General features: G+C 71.7%; 11 protein-coding genes and 1 pseudogene. 8 read left to right on the top strand and 4 right to left on the bottom strand.

What is annotated here, in order from left to right; translation table 11 throughout:
* Positions 1-20: 20 nt before the first annotated feature.
* The gene (locus ACH4E7_RS26130) at positions 21-929 is read right to left on the bottom strand and encodes a LysR substrate-binding domain-containing protein (RefSeq protein ID WP_396251475.1); all 909 of its coding nucleotides are present in this window, start codon (positions 927-929) and stop codon (positions 21-23) included.
* Positions 930-1,195: 266 nt separating this feature from the next.
* On the opposite strand from ACH4E7_RS26130, the gene ACH4E7_RS26125 reads away from it, so the two are divergent.
* From ACH4E7_RS26125 to ACH4E7_RS26105, 5 genes and pseudogenes are all read left to right on the top strand, one after another.
* Complete coding sequence (locus tag ACH4E7_RS26125; protein ID WP_396251474.1) at positions 1,196-1,984, top strand: gamma-glutamyl-gamma-aminobutyrate hydrolase family protein; 789 nt, start codon at positions 1,196-1,198, stop codon at positions 1,982-1,984.
* An 86-nt stretch (positions 1,985-2,070) separates the two neighbouring features.
* Positions 2,071-2,748: a FadR/GntR family transcriptional regulator gene (locus ACH4E7_RS26120; RefSeq protein ID WP_153467634.1), complete on the top strand. Its 678-nt coding sequence runs from the start codon at positions 2,071-2,073 to the stop codon at positions 2,746-2,748.
* Positions 2,745-4,184 (top strand): amino acid permease, encoded by a 1,440-nt coding sequence (locus ACH4E7_RS26115; RefSeq protein ID WP_396251473.1) that lies wholly within the window; start codon positions 2,745-2,747, stop codon positions 4,182-4,184. Before ACH4E7_RS26120 ends, ACH4E7_RS26115 begins: the two co-directional genes overlap by 4 nt.
* A 107-nt stretch (positions 4,185-4,291) precedes the next feature.
* Positions 4,292-5,308, top strand: a complete 1,017-nt coding sequence (locus tag ACH4E7_RS26110) for an asparaginase (protein ID WP_396251472.1) — start codon at positions 4,292-4,294, stop codon at positions 5,306-5,308.
* A gap of 37 nt (positions 5,309-5,345) precedes the next feature.
* Positions 5,346-5,779: pseudogene (locus tag ACH4E7_RS26105) on the top strand (lyase family protein); the annotation flags it as partial.
* A 507-nt stretch (positions 5,780-6,286) separates the two neighbouring features.
* Here the strand turns inward: ACH4E7_RS26105 and ptsP are convergent.
* Both ptsP and ACH4E7_RS26095 read right to left on the bottom strand, forming a co-directional pair.
* Entirely contained in the window at positions 6,287-7,948 is a 1,662-nt protein-coding gene (gene ptsP, locus ACH4E7_RS26100; protein ID WP_396251471.1) for a phosphoenolpyruvate--protein phosphotransferase, read from the bottom strand.
* Positions 7,945-8,217 carry an HPr family phosphocarrier protein gene (locus ACH4E7_RS26095; RefSeq protein WP_396251470.1) on the bottom strand — a complete coding sequence of 91 codons (273 nt, stop codon included), beginning with the start codon at positions 8,215-8,217 and terminating at the stop codon, positions 7,945-7,947. The genes ptsP and ACH4E7_RS26095 overlap by 4 nt, the downstream gene beginning before the upstream one ends.
* A gap of 340 nt (positions 8,218-8,557) precedes the next feature.
* Here ACH4E7_RS26095 and ACH4E7_RS26090 point away from each other — a divergent pair, with 340 nt between their 5' ends.
* From ACH4E7_RS26090 to ACH4E7_RS26080, 3 genes are all read left to right on the top strand, one after another.
* Positions 8,558-9,319, top strand: a complete 762-nt coding sequence (locus ACH4E7_RS26090) for a DeoR/GlpR family DNA-binding transcription regulator (RefSeq protein ID WP_396251469.1) — start codon at positions 8,558-8,560, stop codon at positions 9,317-9,319.
* Positions 9,316-10,287 (top strand): 1-phosphofructokinase, encoded by a 972-nt coding sequence (pfkB, locus tag ACH4E7_RS26085; protein WP_396251468.1) that lies wholly within the window; start codon positions 9,316-9,318, stop codon positions 10,285-10,287. The genes ACH4E7_RS26090 and pfkB overlap by 4 nt, the downstream gene beginning before the upstream one ends.
* A gap of 116 nt (positions 10,288-10,403) precedes the next feature.
* Complete coding sequence (locus ACH4E7_RS26080; RefSeq protein ID WP_396251467.1) at positions 10,404-12,419, top strand: fructose-specific PTS transporter subunit EIIC; 2,016 nt, start codon at positions 10,404-10,406, stop codon at positions 12,417-12,419.
* Positions 12,420-12,609: 190 nt separating this feature from the next.
* Here ACH4E7_RS26080 and ACH4E7_RS26075 read toward each other — a convergent pair whose 3' ends face one another.
* Positions 12,610-15,006: a non-reducing end alpha-L-arabinofuranosidase family hydrolase gene (locus ACH4E7_RS26075; RefSeq protein WP_396251558.1), complete on the bottom strand. Its 2,397-nt coding sequence runs from the start codon at positions 15,004-15,006 to the stop codon at positions 12,610-12,612.
* Positions 15,007-15,303 lie beyond the last annotated feature (297 nt).

The raw sequence follows: 15,303 nt of genomic DNA, 5'->3' as shown, positions 1-15,303 counted from the left end.
GTCGAGGCGTTGCCCCCGCCTCATGAGAGGGCGGCCAGTGCCTGCGCGGCGAGCATCCGTTCCAGGGCCAGGAGGGCGCGCGGGGCGTGCCGGGTGTCGATGCGGACCGTGTAGATGAAGCGCGTCAGCTCCGGTTCGGCGAGGGGGCGCGCCACGACCTGGGTACTACCCGGGGGGAGGGCCAGCCGCGGCATGACGGCGACGCACAGGCCGGCGGCCACGAAGCCGAGCACGGTGTTGAAGTCGTCGCCGTCGTATTCCAGGCGGGCCTGGAAGCCCGGGGTCTTGGCCATCTGAGCGAGCAGTTCCAGGCGCAACGCGGCCTCCGGAGCTGCGATCCACGTCTCGGACGCGAGGCCGGCCAGGTCGATGACGTCCCGGTGGGCGAGGTGGTGGTCGGCCGGGACGACCGCTACGACCGGGTCCCGTGCGACCAGCGTTCGGCGCAGCGTCCGGGGCGGTGGCATCGGGATGAAGTCGTAGTCGTAACTGAGGGCCAGGTCCATGTCTCCCCGTTTGAGCCGGCTGTAGCCGGCCTCGGGCTCCACTTGGGAGAGGCTGACCTGCACATCGGGATAGGTCGCGTGAAGCTCTGCCAGCGCCTGCGGGACGATGCCGGCGGCGGCGGAGGCGAAGGCGCCGAGCCTGATCCGTCCGGCCGTACCCGCACGCATGGCGTCGAGTTCCACGGACGCCGCCGCCAGTGCGCTTCGGACGCGCTGTTCGGCGTCGAGGAGGACCATGCCGCCCGGGGTGGCGCGCACCGGGCGGCGCTCGATCAGGATGAGGCCGGCGCGGCGTTCGAGTTCGGCGATCTGTTGCGAGACGGCGGGCGCGCTGTAGCCCAGCTCGCGTGCGGCGGCGTTGAAGGAGCGGTGGCGGACCACTGCTTCGAGGGTGGCGAGCAACCGGGGGTCGAGTCTCTGCACGGAGTTAAGGCTCACTTATCTGTCGCGAAGATGTCTTTTCTTGTGCTTAAGCATGAACGGCAGCAGGATTCTTGCTCGCGGCCCGAATGCGCAAGCCTCCGCCCCCGGGTCCGTGCCACACCATCTCCCTCGTCGGACGCGTTCGTGCGCCCGGGGGGCCGTGCACCCCCTCTTCCGCAGCCCTCCTGACCCCGCGTCCGTCGGGCGGGTGGGCCGCGGAGGAGACGGCCGTCGACGATCGACTCCCGCCCCTGAAAGGAAGTGGTATGCCCAAGCCACTCATCGGACTGACCACCTACCTCGCCGACGCTCAGTGGGGGGAGTGGGAGCTGCCCGCCGCGCTGCTGCCCGCGGCGTACATCAGCTGTCTCCAGGCGGCGGGCGGCCGCGTGGTCCTGCTGCCGCCGGACGCGCCGGAAGCCGCGGCCGATGTCGTCGCGCGGCTGGACGCGATCGTCCTGACCAGCGGCGAGGACGTGGATCCCGCGCTGTACGGGGCGCGGCCGCATCCGTGCACGGGACCGCCGGTGCACGAGCGCGACCGGTGGGAGTGGGCCGTGCTGGCCGAGGCTCTCACGCGTGACATGCCGGTACTGGGAGTATGTCGCGGAATGCAGTTGATGAACGTGCACGCAGGCGGAACCCTGATCCAGCACCTCCCCGAAACCGTGGGTCACCACGGGCACAACCTGCACGGCGGCCACTTCTCCCCCCATGCCGTCACCACGGTGCCGGGGACGCGGATCGGCGCGCTCCTTCCGGGGACCCGCCAGGTCGCCACGCACCATCATCAGGCGGTGGAGTCCCTCGGGGCCGGCTTGATCGTGGGCGCCCGCACGGCGGACGGCACCGTCGAGGCGATCGAGAGCACCCGGCACCGCTTCGTGGTCGGCGTGCAGTGGCACCCCGAAATGGCTTTCGATTCGGCGGTGGTGCACGCCCTGGTGGCTGCTGCCAGGGCCACGTCGAACGTGGCTCCTGATCGCACCGCCGAGAGCAAGGTGCGCGCTCGGCGGAGTGCACCGGACGTCGTTCCGTCGAGCCCGGTGTCTTGACACCACTGCGCTCCGACCCGGAGGATCACCCCGTGAACCTGTCAGACAGCCAGACAGGTGGTCCGATTCCGCGGCGCGTCAGCGCGATGGAAGCGGTGTTCGGCCACCTGCGCAGCGCCATCGAGCGCGGTCAGTACGCCGTGGGGGACAAGCTCCCCTCGGAAGCAGAGCTGTGCCGGACCCTGGAGGTCAGCCGGCCCGTGCTGCGGGAGGCACTCCGTGCCCTGCAGGCCATGGGCCTGACGGTCTCGAAGACCGGCAAGGGCACCTTCGTCGTGGCGAACACGGTCGAAGACCCCACCTTCGGCGACTACGCGGCCAGCGACCTCCTGGAGGTGCGCCGGCACGTCGAGATCCCGGTCGCCGGCTACGCGGCGCTGCGCCGGACCCCGGAGGACCTGGACCACCTGGCCCACCTGCTCGACCGGATGGAGCGGGAGACCGACACCACCGCGTGGGTCGCCCTGGACACCGTGTTCCACCTGGCGGTGGCCGAGGCCTCCGGCAACCCGGTGTTCCGCCGGGTGATCGAGGAGATCCGTGACGCACTGGCGCGTCAGTCGACCCTCCTCAACGAACTCGGCGGTCGGCGCGAGCAGTCCAACTGCGAGCACCGAGCGATCGTCGAGGCCCTGATCGACGGCTCCGAGCCCGACGCCGTCGAGGCGATGTCCCACCACCTCCACCGCGTGGAGGCCACCCTCACCGACATCGTGCGCCCCCAGCGCGCGGACACCTCAAGAGAAGGCAGAGCCGAGGCGTGAGCGAGCAGTTCCTCAAAGACGAGAAGCGCCCCACGACCCGTCACGTCGACGCCGGCGACACCGGCTACAGCAAGTCCCTGAAAGCCCGGCACGTCAACATGATCGCCATCGGCGGTGCCATCGGCACCGGGCTGTTCCTCGGCGCGGGCGGACGGCTCGCCGACGCCGGGCCCTCCCTGTTCGTCGCGTACGCCATCTGCGGCGTCTTCGCGTTCCTCGTCGTGCGAGCGCTCGGCGAGCTGGTCCTGTACCGCCCGTCCTCCGGCGCCTTCGTGTCGTACGCCCGGGAGTTCCTGGGGGAGAAGGGCGCGTACACCGCCGGCTGGATGTACTTCCTCAACTGGGCGACCACCGGCATCGCCGACATCACCGCCGTCGCCACGTACACCCACTACTGGCACCTGTTCTCCGGCGTCCCGCAATGGGTGATCGCGCTCATAGCCCTGGCCGTGGTCCTCACCGTGAACCTCATCTCGGTGCGGATCTTCGGCGAACTGGAGTTCTGGTTCGCCATCGTCAAGGTCAGCGCCCTGGTCGTCTTCATGGGAATCGGGATCTTCCTGCTCGTCACCCAGCACCCGGTCGACGGCGTCGTACCCGGTCCGTCCCTGATCACCGACAACGGTGGGATCTTTCCCAACGGCCTGCTGCCGATGCTGCTGATCATCCAGGGCGTCGTCTTCGCCTACGCCTCCGTCGAACTGGTCGGCGTGACGGCCGGGGAGACCGAGAACCCCGAGAAGATCATGCCGAAGGCGATCAACTCGATCATGTGGCGCGTGGGCCTGTTCTACATCGGCTCGGTCGTGCTGCTGTCGATGCTGATGCCGTGGAACAAGTACACCTCCGGTCAGAGTCCCTTCGTGACGGTGCTCTCCCACATCGGTGTCCCGGCGGCGGGCAGTGTGATGAACCTGGTCGTCCTCACCGCGGCGATGTCCTCGCTCAACTCCGGCCTCTACTCCACCGGCCGCATCCTGCGCTCCATGGCCGTCAACGGATCGGCCCCGCGTTTCACCGCACGGATGAGCCGCACCCAGGTGCCCTACGGCGGCATCCTGCTCACCAGCGGCATGTGCGTCCTCGGTGTCGGCCTCAACTTCGTGGTCCCCGCCGACGCGTTCGAGATCGTGCTCAACCTCGCGGCCCTCGGCATCATCGCCACCTGGGGCATGATCATGGTCTGCCACCTCCTGTTCTGGCGGAAGACCACGGCCGGCGAACTGACCCGCCCCGGCTACCGCCTGCCCGGCTCGCCCTGGACCGAACTCGTGACGCTGGCCTTCCTCGCTGCCGTCCTGGTCCTCATGTACGCCGACGGCGGCGCCGGACGCACCACCGTGCTGTGCGTACCGCTCATCGCTGCGGCACTCGTCGCCGGCTGGTACGCGATCCGCGGGCGCATCGCGCGCACCGCCGCCGGAGCCGACGACTGAACCCGGGCGGCCCGGGGGACCCCGCGGACCCACCGCGCGTCCGCCCGGGCCAGCCGCCCCCAGACACACAGGTCAGCAGCCCCAAGCCATCACCGATCGAGGCAGTCATGCTCACCAGCCCCCTCGCGGACGCGCCCGCGATCCGCGAGCCCCGCCACGCGCCCGTCGCCCACGTCACCCGGGGCGGCGTGGTCGAGAGCACCCACTACGGTTCCGTCGTCGTCCTCGGTGGCGACGGCAAGCTCCGGCTCCACCTCGGCGACGCGGAGGCCGCGTGCTACCCGCGATCGGCCCTCAAGCCCGTCCAGGCCGTCGCCATGGTCCGGGCGGGACTGCCGCTCGACGGCGAACTACTCGCCCTCGCTATGGGCAGCCATTCCGGCGAGGAACGCCACCTCGCCGGTGCCCGGCGGATCCTGGCGCTTGCCGGCCTCACCGAGGACGACCTGCGCAACGTCCCTGACCTGCCGTACGACCCGGCCATCCGCGACACCTGGATCCGGGAGGACCGCCCGCCCTCCCGGCTCGCCCAGAACTGCTCCGGCAAGCACGCCGCGATGCTCCACCTCTGCAAGCTCAACGGATGGCCGCTGCAGGACTACGACGCCCCTGAGCACCCGCTCCAGCGGATGATCGCGGAAGTCGTGGAGGACCTCACCGGCCAGCGCATCGCGCGCGCCACCGTGGACGGCTGCGGCACCCCCCTGTTCGCCGTCTCCCTGCACGGCCTGGCCCGCGCAGCCGCGCGCATCGCCACCGGCGCGCCCGGGACCCCTGAATTCCGGGTGGCGGACGCGCTGCGCACGCACCCGGAGATGGCCTCCGGTGCGGGGCGGGACGTGGCCGAGCTGATGCGCGCGGTACCCGGGCTGCTCGCCAAGGACGGCTTCGAGGGCGTCCAGATCGCAGCGCTGCCAGACGGCCGCGCCGTCGCCCTGAAGATCGCCGACGGGGCGAACCGGGCACGCATCCCGGTGGCGGCGGCCGCCCTGGCGCTGGCGGGAGTCGACCCCCGGCTGCTGGCCGGGTTCGCGGGGGAGCCGGCGACCGGCGGCGGCCGGCCCGTCGGCGGCGTGCGGCCGGTGGCGGCGCTGGACCCGTCGGCCCTGCTCGCCCCCGCGTGACCCGACCCACCACTCCGAGAAGAGGACCCGCACACCCATGACCGCCGCCACCCGCAGCGAACACGACCTGCTCGGGGACCGCGACGTCCCCGCCGACGCCTACTGGGGCTTCCATACCCTGCGCGCCACCGAGAACTTCCCCATGACGGGCACATCTCCGCTTACCCGTACCTGATCGACGCGCTGGCCGCCGGAAGGAGGCCGCTGCCCTCGCCAACGAGGAACTCGGCCTGCTGGAACCCGCAAAGGACCGCGGCCGACCGGCGGAGGCCGTCGAGTTGATCCACGAGACTCAACCTCGGCGCGACCGCGATCGGCACCGGCCTCAACGCCCCCGCCGGGTACGCCGAATCCGCCCGGCGCCACCTCACCGACATCACCGGGCTGTCCCTGGTCACCGCGGCCAACCTGATCGAAGCCACCCAGGACTGCGGCGCGTTCGTCCAGATGTCCGGAGTGCTCAAGCGCCTGCTCCCGGCGGAGCGGCTCGCGGCCCTGCTGCGGCCCGAGGTCATCGCCGGCAGCGGCGCGGCCGTGGCCTGAGAACAGTGCCGCTTCTGGGTCGGCTTCCCGGTCGGTGATGATCCTGACGGCCGGTCACTGTTCCAGAGCCGCCGCCATGGGGTCGAGGTCGGCGAGCAGTGCCGCCACGTGCTCGGGCGGGATCGCTGCCGTCATGTGTCGCTCGATGGCGTAGACGGCGTCCTGGACGGCGGCCAGGCGCGCGCGGCCCTCCTCGGTGAGGCGGGCCGGGCGCGCCCGCCGCCGCGGGCGTCAGGATCCTGACCCCCACGGTGGACAGCCCGTTCGGGCCGACCTTCTCCTTTCGAAGGCCCCGAGGGTTACACCCTCACCGCGCACGGGGGCTGACCCGTGACCGCCGGCTCCCTCGGACCGTGCCGGCCCGCGCCGGTCGCCGGTCGTGTGAGACTCTCACCGGTCTCACCGGGCTGACCGACCGCGCCCCGAAGGAGTGGATCAGCCGCCGCCGGCGATCCTTGACCGGACCTTGCTGCGGGCATCGTCGGCGTCGTCGGCGTGCAGGGCCAGGTCGGCGAGCTCGCGGCACTCCGCGAGGGTGTGGGCAGCCAGTGCGGCCCGCACCTCGGGGAGCGAGGCGGGGGCGGCCGACAGGCTGGTGATGCCGAGGCCGACCAGGACCATGGCGAGGGCCGGGTCGGCAGCGGCTTCGCCGCACACCCCGAGCGGACGGCCGTGTTCGGCGGCAGACCGGGCGGCGGTCGCGACCAGCGTCAGCAGGGCCGGCTGCCACGGGTCGAGCAGCTCGGCGAGGGAGCCGAGCGTGCGGTCGGCCGCGAAGGTGTACTGGGCCAGGTCATTGGTGCCGATGCTGAAGAAGTCACAGACCTCGGCCAGCCGGTCGGTCCGCAGGGCAGCTGCCGGGACCTCGATCATCGCTCCGGCCAGCGGCAGGCCGTGCGCGCGGACCCGGGCGGCGAACTCGGCGGCCTCCCGCGGGACCGACACCATCGGGGCCATCACCCAGACCTGCGCGGTGCCGTCCGCGGCGGCCTCGGCGATCGCGGCGAGCTGGGTCTCCAGCAGCTGGAGGTCGCGGGCGGCCGTCCGTAGTCCGCGGACGCCCAGCGCCGGGTTCTCCTCGTCGGCGGCCGTGACGAAGGGCAGCGGTTTGTCCGCGCCCGCGTCGAGTGTGCGGACGACCACCCGGCGGCCGGCGAAGGCCGCGAAGACCTTCCGGTAGGCGGCGGCTTGTTCGGCGCGGCCGGGTGCCTCGGTACGGTCCAGGAAGAGGAACTCGGTGCGGAACAGGCCCACGCCCTCCGAGTCGGCGGCAGCAGCGCCGGTCAGTTCGTGCGGCGCACCGAGGTTGACCAGCAGCGCGACCGGGTGGCCGTCCGTCGTGCGGCCCGGCCCCCGGACCCCGGCAGACAGCTCGCGGCGGCGGCGGTCACGCTCGGTGGCCAGCCGGAGCGCCTCCGGGCTCGGGTCGGGTTCGACCACGCCGTCCGCGCCGTGCACCAGGACGTGCAGGCCGTCCTCCAGCTCAATGGCGTCGGCGCAGCCGACCACGGCGGGCACGCCGAGGGCTTTGGCGAGGATGGCTGTGTGGCTGGTCGGTCCGCCGCGGACAGTGACGAGGGCCAGCACCCGGGCAGGGTCGAGCAGCGCCGTGTCGGCGGGTGCCAGGTCGTCGGCGACCAGGACGTACGGGTGCCCGGGGTCCGGCAGGCCGGGTACGGGCAGGCCGAGCAGGTGCGCCACTGCGCGGTCGCGGAGGTCGTCCAGGTCGGCGGTGCGTTCCGCGAAGTGACCGCCGGCGGCGAGCAGTGCGGCGCGGAAGCCGTCGAAGGCGGTGGCGAGTGCGTGGGCGCCGTCGGTGCCCCGCTGGACCAGCGCGGCCGCCTCGTCGGCGAGGACGGGGTCGGCGGCCATCATGGCTTGCGCGGCGAGCACCTCGGAGGCGGGGCCGCTCACGCGGGCGGCACGCTCGTCCAGGTCGGTGACGACCGCGGTGAGGGCGGCGCGGACCGCGGCCGCTTCGGCCGTCGGGTCGGGGACGGGCCTCGGGGCGGGCAGCGCGGGCGCGGGCGCCATCCGGGCGACCGGGCCTGCCGCGCTGCCCGTACCGACGCCGATCCCGCGGATCGGAGCGCTCATGCCGCTGCGTCGAGGTCGGAGGCGAGCAGGTCGGCGAGCGCCTTCAGTGAGTCCTGGGCCTGGTCGCCGGCGGCGGTGAGCTCCAGGGTCTCGCCGCGACCGGCAGCGAGGGCGAGGACGGAGAGCAGGCTGCGGGCGTCGACCGGGGCCTGGCCCGGGCGGCCGACGGTGACCTTGACCGGCTGGCGGGCGGCGGCCTGGACGAACAGCGAGGCCGGGCGGGCGTGCAGGCCGCTCCGGGATCCGACGGTGACCTGGATCGAGTGCATGGGAGTCCTTGGAGGAGAGGGAAGCGCCGACCCGGGTGGGAGCCGGGTCGGCGGACGAGGGGCACAGTGGCCCCGCGCGGAGGGTGAGTGGGGGTGAGCCGAGGGGAGCCGGTCTCCGCGGTACGGGGGCGGTAGCGGAAAGACCAGGCATTCTGTGGTTTCACGCCCGTTAGCGTGTTGTTTTGATTGGTTCTATGCCCGACCCGTAAGCGGTGTCAACACGTTCGGGCAAACTCAAAGATGACGGTAAAAGCCGGTACGACCTCTTGCTTTTCCGCTCCGAGCGCGTATGGTCGGCCTGAACCAAGCGCGAACAGACATGAAACGGACCCAATCCCACATGTATGCACCCGAGCGGCAGCAAGAGATCCTCCGCCTCGCCCAGGAGCAGGGCCGGGTGGACGTGCCGACGCTGGCCGAGGACTTCGGCGTGACGCAGGAGACCATCCGGCGTGACCTGAGCGCCCTCGACCGGGCCGGTCTGCTGCACCGGGTGCACGGCGGCGCGCTGCCCGCCGGCGCGCTGCACCTGGAGCCCGGCCTCGCCGAGCGCGACTCCACGGCCGCGGCCGAGAAGGAACGCATCGCCAGGGCAGCCCTGGCCCTGCTGCCCAGCGAGGGCAGCGTCATCCTCGACGCCGGCACGACCGTCTCGCGGCTGGCCGGCCTGCTGCCCGCCGACTGCACGCTCACCGTCGTCACCAACGCCCTCCCGGTCGCCGCCCGGCTGGCCGACCACCGCGGGCTCGCCCTCCACCTGGTCGGAGGTCGGCTGCGCCACAGCACCCAGGCCGCCGTCGACGCGTGGGCGCTGCGCGACCTGGCGGACATCCACGCGGACGTCGCGGTCGTCGCCACCAACGGCTTCTCACCGGAGGGCGGCCTCTCGACGCCGGACCTCGCCGAGGCGGCCGTCAAGCGGGCCATGCTCGCCGCTGCCCGGCGGGTGGTCCTGGTGGCCGACTCCTCCAAGTACGGCGCCCGCCACTTCGCCCGCTTCGGCTCGCTGGACCAGGTGGACGTGCTGGTCACGGACAGCGGGCTGACCGACGAGCAGACCGCCGAGATCGAGAACCACGGACCGGAAGTCATCCGCGCATGATCGTCACCATCACCCCCAACCCCAGCCTCGACCGCACCTACGAACTGGGAACCCTCGTCCCGGGCGAGGTCAACCGGGCCACGCATGACCGACTCGACCCCGGCGGCAAGGGCGTCAACGTCTCCCGCGCGCTCACGGCCGCCGGCCACCGCACCAGCGCCGTCCTCCCCCTGGGCGGCCTCTCCGGGCAACTGCTCGCCGACCTGCTGCGCCGCCAGGGCATCGATGTCGCGGCGGTCGCGATCGCGGGCGACACCCGGATCAACGTCTCGATCGCCGAGGACGGCGGCAGCCTCACGAAGATCAACGCGGTGGGCCCCGAGCTCAGCGCCGCCGAGTCCGCCGCACTGCTGGCGCTCGTCCGCGACGTCCAGAAGACCGGACAGGACGTCGGACAGGGCACCGGGAACGACGTGGACTGGCTCGCCTGCTGCGGCAGCCTGCCGCGCGGACTGGCACCCGAGTGGTACGCCGAGGTGGTTGCCCAGGTGCACTCGGGCGGTGCCCGGATCGCCCTGGACACCTCCGGCCCCGCGCTGCTGGCCGCGCTCTCGGCCCGTCCCGACGTGGTCAAGCCCAACCGGGAGGAACTCGCAGAGGCCGTGGGCCGCCCGGTCCTCACCATCGCTGACGCCGTGGACGCGGCCGAGGAGCTGCGCGAGCGCGGCGCCCAGCAGGTCCTCGCCAGCATCGGTGCGGACGGGATGCTGCTGATCGCCGGGGAGGGCCGCTGGTACGGCAGAGCGCCGGTCGCCGCCGTCCGCAGCGACGTGGGCGCGGGCGACGCCTCACTCGCGGGCTTCCTCGGCGCGGGCGGTACCGGCCCCGAGGCGCTCGCGGCGGCACTGGCGCACGGCGCCGCCGCCGTACAACTGCCGGGGAGCGTCATGCCGACCCCGGCCGATCTGGACCCGGCCGCGGTGGTCGTGACGGCGGACCTCCCGCTCGGCCGACCGCTCAGCGGTTGAGAACGTCCTCCGGCGTCCACCGCCGGAGGCAGCACGCCCGACCGTGTGGGACGGGAAGGGCGGCAATTTCCCGGGGGCAAGGGACACCGTCAGGCACCAGTCGAAGGACCGACACGATGAGCGACACCAGCGGACTGATCACACCCGCACTCGTTGACCTCTACCTCGCCCCCGAGGACAAGAGCGAAGCCCTGCGCGTCCTCGCGCAGCGGCTGGTCGCCGAGGGCCGGGTCACCGACCTCGAGGGCTTCCTCGCCGACATCGCCGCCCGCGAGGCCCAGGCCCCGACCGGGATGGGCGACGGGATCGGCATCCCGCACTGCAGATCGCCCCACGTCACGCAGCCGAGCCTGGCCTTCGGTCGCAGCGCCAGGGGTGTCGACTTCGACGCCCCGGACGGACGGCCCGCCGACCTGATCTTCATGATCGCGGCACCGGCGGGTGCGGACGACACCCACCTGCAGATCCTCGCCGCGCTGGCCCGCCGGCTCATGGACCCCGCCTTCACCGGCGCCCTGCGCGAGGCCGAGAGCCCGAGCGCGGTCGCGGCGCGGATCAACGGTGAGGAGGCGCCGGTCGCTGCAACGGAGGCGGTCCCTGCTCCGGAGACGCCTGCTACTCTCCAGCCGACCGCTGCCGACGGCGGGCTGCGGCTGGTCGCGGTCACCTCCTGCCCGACCGGCATCGCCCACACCTACATGGCCGCCAAGGCACTGGAGCTCGCCGCCACCCGGGCGGGCGCGCGGATCCAGGTCGAGACCCAGGGCTCGGCCGGGACGACGCCGCTCGACCCCGAGGTGATCGCGGCAGCCGATGCGGTGATCTTCGCCCATGACGTCGAGATCCGGGACCGGGCCCGCTTCGCCGGCAAGCCGACCGTGGACGTGGGCGTCAAGGCCGGCGTCAACCGCGCCGACGACCTGATCGCGCAGGCCGCCGGGCTGGTCACCGGCGCCGGCACCCGTCCCACCACTGCCGCGGTCACCGCTCCCGCCACGGTTGTCACAGCGAGCGCGCCGGGTGAGCACTGGGCCCAGCGGCTGCGCACGTACCTGATGACGGGCGTCAGCTACATGATTCCGTTCGTCGCGGCCGGCGGTCTGCTGATCGCCCTCGCCTTCGCGATCGGCGGCTACCAGATCGCCTCCGCGCCATCCGTGCTGGGCCACTTCGACTGGACCTCCTCGCACAGCTGGGCGGCGATGCTGTTCCAGACCGGCAAGACCTCGTTCGGCTTCCTGGTCCCGGTTCTCTCCGGGTACATCGCCTGGGCGATCGCGGACCGGGCGGCACTGGCCGCCGGCATCGCCGGGGGTGCCGTGTCGGTGGCGGTCGGCGCGGGCTTCCTCGGCGGCATCGTGTCGGGCCTGGTCGCGGGCTTCCTTGTGCTGTGGATGATCCGCTGGAACGTGCCCCGGGCGATCAGGGGCATCATGCCGGTCGTGGTGATCCCGCTGCTGTCGGTGGCCGTGGTCGGCTTCCTGATGTTCGTGGTGGTCGGCTCGCCGATCGCCTCGGCGATGACCGGCCTGACCGACTGGCTGAACGGCCTCTCCGGCTCCAACGCGATCATGCTCGGCGCGCTGCTCGGCGCGATGATGGCCTTCGACATGGGAGGTCCGCTCAACAAGGTCGCCTACACCTTCGCGGCCGGTGCGCTCACCACTGCGGGGACCACCCCGGATGCCGGCAGCCTCAAGGTGATGGCTGCCGTGATGGCTGCCGGCATGACCCCGCCGCTCGGCCTGGCCCTGGCGACCGTCGTCCGGAGCAGGCTCTTCAGCCCCGAGGAGCGGGAGAACGGCAAGGCGGCCTGGGTGCTCGGCGCCTCGTTCATCACTGAGGGCGCGATCCCGTTCGCGGCGGCCGACCCGCTGCGGGTCATCCCGGCGGGCATCGCCGGCAGCATGACCGCCGGTGGCTTGTCGATGGCCTTCGGCTCCACCCTGCGTGCCCCGCACGGCGGAATCTGGGTGCTCCCGCTGATCGGCAGCCCGTTCCTGTACCTGGTCGCGGTCGCGGCGGGCACGGCGGTCACCGCGACGGTGGTGGTGCTGCTCAAGGGGATGCGGAAGCCCGCCGCCGCGGCGGCGGGCTTCCCGGTCGCCGGGAAGGAAGCGGTCGCCGCCTGACCTGTCGGCCCATGAGGCGCGTCGAGGAGACATGCGTCCGGGGTGGTCCGGCAGGCCGAATCCGAACCGGTTCGGGGCGCCCGCTCGTTCGAGCGGGCGCCCCGAAGGTTGTGTCCGCTCGGGAGGATCGGGTGCGGCCCCCGGTCGTCGGCAGGCCGCACCCGATCGCGATCGCCGCGGATCAGGCGGGTTAGCGCTGCAGGGTGAGGAGTCCGGGGCGCCAGGGGAGTTGGTCGTAGGGGCCGGTGGCGTTGGGGGACTTGCCTTGGTAGAGGAGCTGGAGGTTGCAGGGGTCGATGGTCATGGTCTGGTCGGGGTTGTTGCGGACGAGGTCGCCGTGGCTGATGTCGTTGGTCCAGGTGGCGCCGCTGTTGGCCTTGCCGGCGAAGGGGTTGCTCTCGGTGGCGGCCTGCGGGGTCCAGGAACCGTTGAGGCTGGTGGCGGTGAAGGAGCGGAAGTAGCGCTGCTCGTTCGCGCCGCGGGCCTCGACGATCATGAGGTACTGGTTCTGGCCCTTGACCTTGTAGACCTGCGGCGCTTCGAAGAGGTTCTTCACCGTGTCGGTCATGACGGTGGTGTACGAGGAGCCGAAGTTGCCCGGGAAGTTCCCGATCGGCATGCTCGCCCGGTAGATGCTGCCGTTGTCGCCGGCGAAGAACAGGTAGATGTTCTGGTCGTCGGCGATCAGGGTCTGGTCGATCGGGGCGGCGCCCGGGATGCCGCCGGTGAACAGCGGCTGCGGTGCGGACCATCCGTTGGGGTTGGTGGGGTCGTTCGACGTGCGGTAGATGAAGGGCCACGCACCCCACTGGTACGCCAGCACCCAGATGTTCTTGGGCGCGAAGTAGAACAGCGTGGGCGCCACCGCGTTCTCGTTCATCCCGGTCTGCCCGGCCGACGCCATGTCCGACCAGTTCGTGAAGGGAGCGAACGCCATCGAGCCGTACGACGATCCCGACACGTTCGACGCGTAGACCAGGTGCTTGCCGTTGTAGACCACGTTCGTGAAGTCCTTCAGCGCGCCCCAACCGTTCGCCGGCTGGGCCAGCGCACCCGTGGAGGACCACCGGTAGGTCGACGGAAGGGCGCACGTGCCGCTCGGGGCAGGCGCTGTCGGGGTCGGCGCCGGGGTGGACGACCCGGACGGCCTGAGGTTCCAGTGCTGGTTGGCGGCGCCCCAGGAGTCCCAGATCTGGACGACGGTGCCGTTGTCGGTCTGGTTGCCCGGGGTCTCCAGGGCCCGGCCGCTGGCGACGTTGATGAGGGTGTAGGAGCCGTCGCTGTTCCGGGTGGCCTTCCAGTGCTGGTTGGCGCCGCCCCAGGAGTCCCAGACCAGCGGTTTCGTGCCGTTGGCCGTCTGGCCGCCCGGCTCGTCCAGGACCCGGCCGCTGGCGATGTTAGTGAAGGTGTAGGAGCCGTCGTTGTTCTTGGCTGCCCGCCATTGCTGGTTGGTGGCACCGCTGGCATCCCACACCTGGAGCGGGGTGCCGTTGCCGTTCTGTCCCGCGTACTCGTCGAGGACGCGTCCGGCGGCCGCGTTGGAGAGCGTGTAGACGCTGCCGGGGGTGATGCCGCCGCCCGGTGCGCCGCCGGCGCTGCTCAGGGCGGTGAGCACCGCGTTGTAGGCAGGCTTCTTGTTGCCGTTGCCGTCGAAGAGCAGCGGGTTGTCCCCGGTGCGCCAGGAGTCCCTGTCGCGGATGCCCCACACGGTCATGCCGGTGCAGCGGGCGACGTTGAGGCAGTCCTGGACGGCGTTGGTGTACGCGGTGGGGGAGGCCTGGGCGATGTCGAGTTCGGTGATCTGGACGTCCACGCCGAGCGCGGCGAAGTTGGCCAGGGTCGTCCGGAAGCTCGCCGGCGGGCCGCCGTTGCCGAAGTGGCTCTGGAAGCCGACGCAGTCGATGGGTACGCCGCGGGACTTGAAGTCCTTGACCATGCTGTAGACGCCCTGGGTCTTGGCGTCGGACCAGTTCTCGATGTTGTAGTCGTTGTAGCAGAGCTTGGCCGAGGGGTCGGCGGTGCGGGCGGTGCGGAAGGCCTCTTCGATGAAGTCGTTGCCCAGCACGTTCTGGAACACGGAGTCGCGGTGCTGGCCGCTGCCGCCGTCGGCGAAGGCCTCGTTGACCACGTCCCAGGCGTAGATCTTGCCTTTGTAGTGGGTCATCTCCTGGGTGATGTGGTTGTCCATCACGCTGCGCAGGGTGTTGGCGTCGGTGGTGGACTTGACCCAGTCGGGCAGTTGGGAGTGCCAGACCAGGGTGTGGCCGCGCATGCGCTGGCCGTGTGCGGAGGCGTGGTTGACGATCGAGTCGGCGGGGGCGAAGTTGAACGACCCGCGGGAGGGTTCGGTGGTGTCCCACTTCATCTCGTTCTCCGGGGTGATCATGGTGAATTCCCGGTCGAGAATGGTGGAGTACGTGGAGTCGCCGAGCCTGCCCGAGGACACTGCCGTGCCGAAGTAGCGGCCGCTGCCTGCCGCTGCGTCGCCGACCGAGGTCGGCGTGGGGGCATTCGGCGTGAATGCGGCTTGGGCGACCAGCGGTACGGCGGCACCCACGGCGGCGAGCACCACGGCGGTGGCGATCAGGCGGCGGGTTGCCGGACGGCGGCGATGAGAACGTTTCTGATCTGGCAAAGGCTTGTCCTTCTGGCGCGGTGGGCGTTGGTCTCGGCCCTGGTTATCCGTCAGTTGCCGCTAAGCACAGAAAGGTTGCCGTGATCGGGGAGGAATATTTCGTCGAGCCGGAGAGTGGCGCAGCCCTCGTCCCGTCGGGGCGAGGTTGTGCGGACCGTGAGGACGCCGGTGGCGGTCCCGGTGTCGTCTGGCTGCGCACCGGCAACCGGAACCCGAACCGCCCACTCGCCACACCGGGCATCACGTGAT

Source organism: Kitasatospora sp. NPDC018058 (assembly GCF_044327205.1).
Taxonomy (GTDB): Bacteria; Actinomycetota; Actinomycetes; order Streptomycetales; family Streptomycetaceae; genus Kitasatospora.
This window is presented reverse-complemented; position numbering and strand designations above follow the sequence as displayed.

Coding starts and splice junctions, on each gene's coding strand:
- ACH4E7_RS26080 (WP_396251467.1), top strand. CDS start 10,404: ATGAGCGACACCAGCGGACTGATCACACCCGCACTCGTTGACCTCTAC.
- ACH4E7_RS26090 (WP_396251469.1), top strand. CDS start 8,558: ATGTATGCACCCGAGCGGCAGCAAGAGATCCTCCGCCTCGCCCAGGAG.
- ACH4E7_RS26120 (WP_153467634.1), top strand. CDS start 2,071: ATGGAAGCGGTGTTCGGCCACCTGCGCAGCGCCATCGAGCGCGGTCAG.
- ACH4E7_RS26125 (WP_396251474.1), top strand. CDS start 1,196: ATGCCCAAGCCACTCATCGGACTGACCACCTACCTCGCCGACGCTCAG.
- ptsP (WP_396251471.1), bottom strand. CDS start 7,948: ATGAGCGCTCCGATCCGCGGGATCGGCGTCGGTACGGGCAGCGCGGCA.
- pfkB (WP_396251468.1), top strand. CDS start 9,316: ATGATCGTCACCATCACCCCCAACCCCAGCCTCGACCGCACCTACGAA.
- ACH4E7_RS26095 (WP_396251470.1), bottom strand. CDS start 8,217: ATGCACTCGATCCAGGTCACCGTCGGATCCCGGAGCGGCCTGCACGCC.
- ACH4E7_RS26110 (WP_396251472.1), top strand. CDS start 4,292: ATGCTCACCAGCCCCCTCGCGGACGCGCCCGCGATCCGCGAGCCCCGC.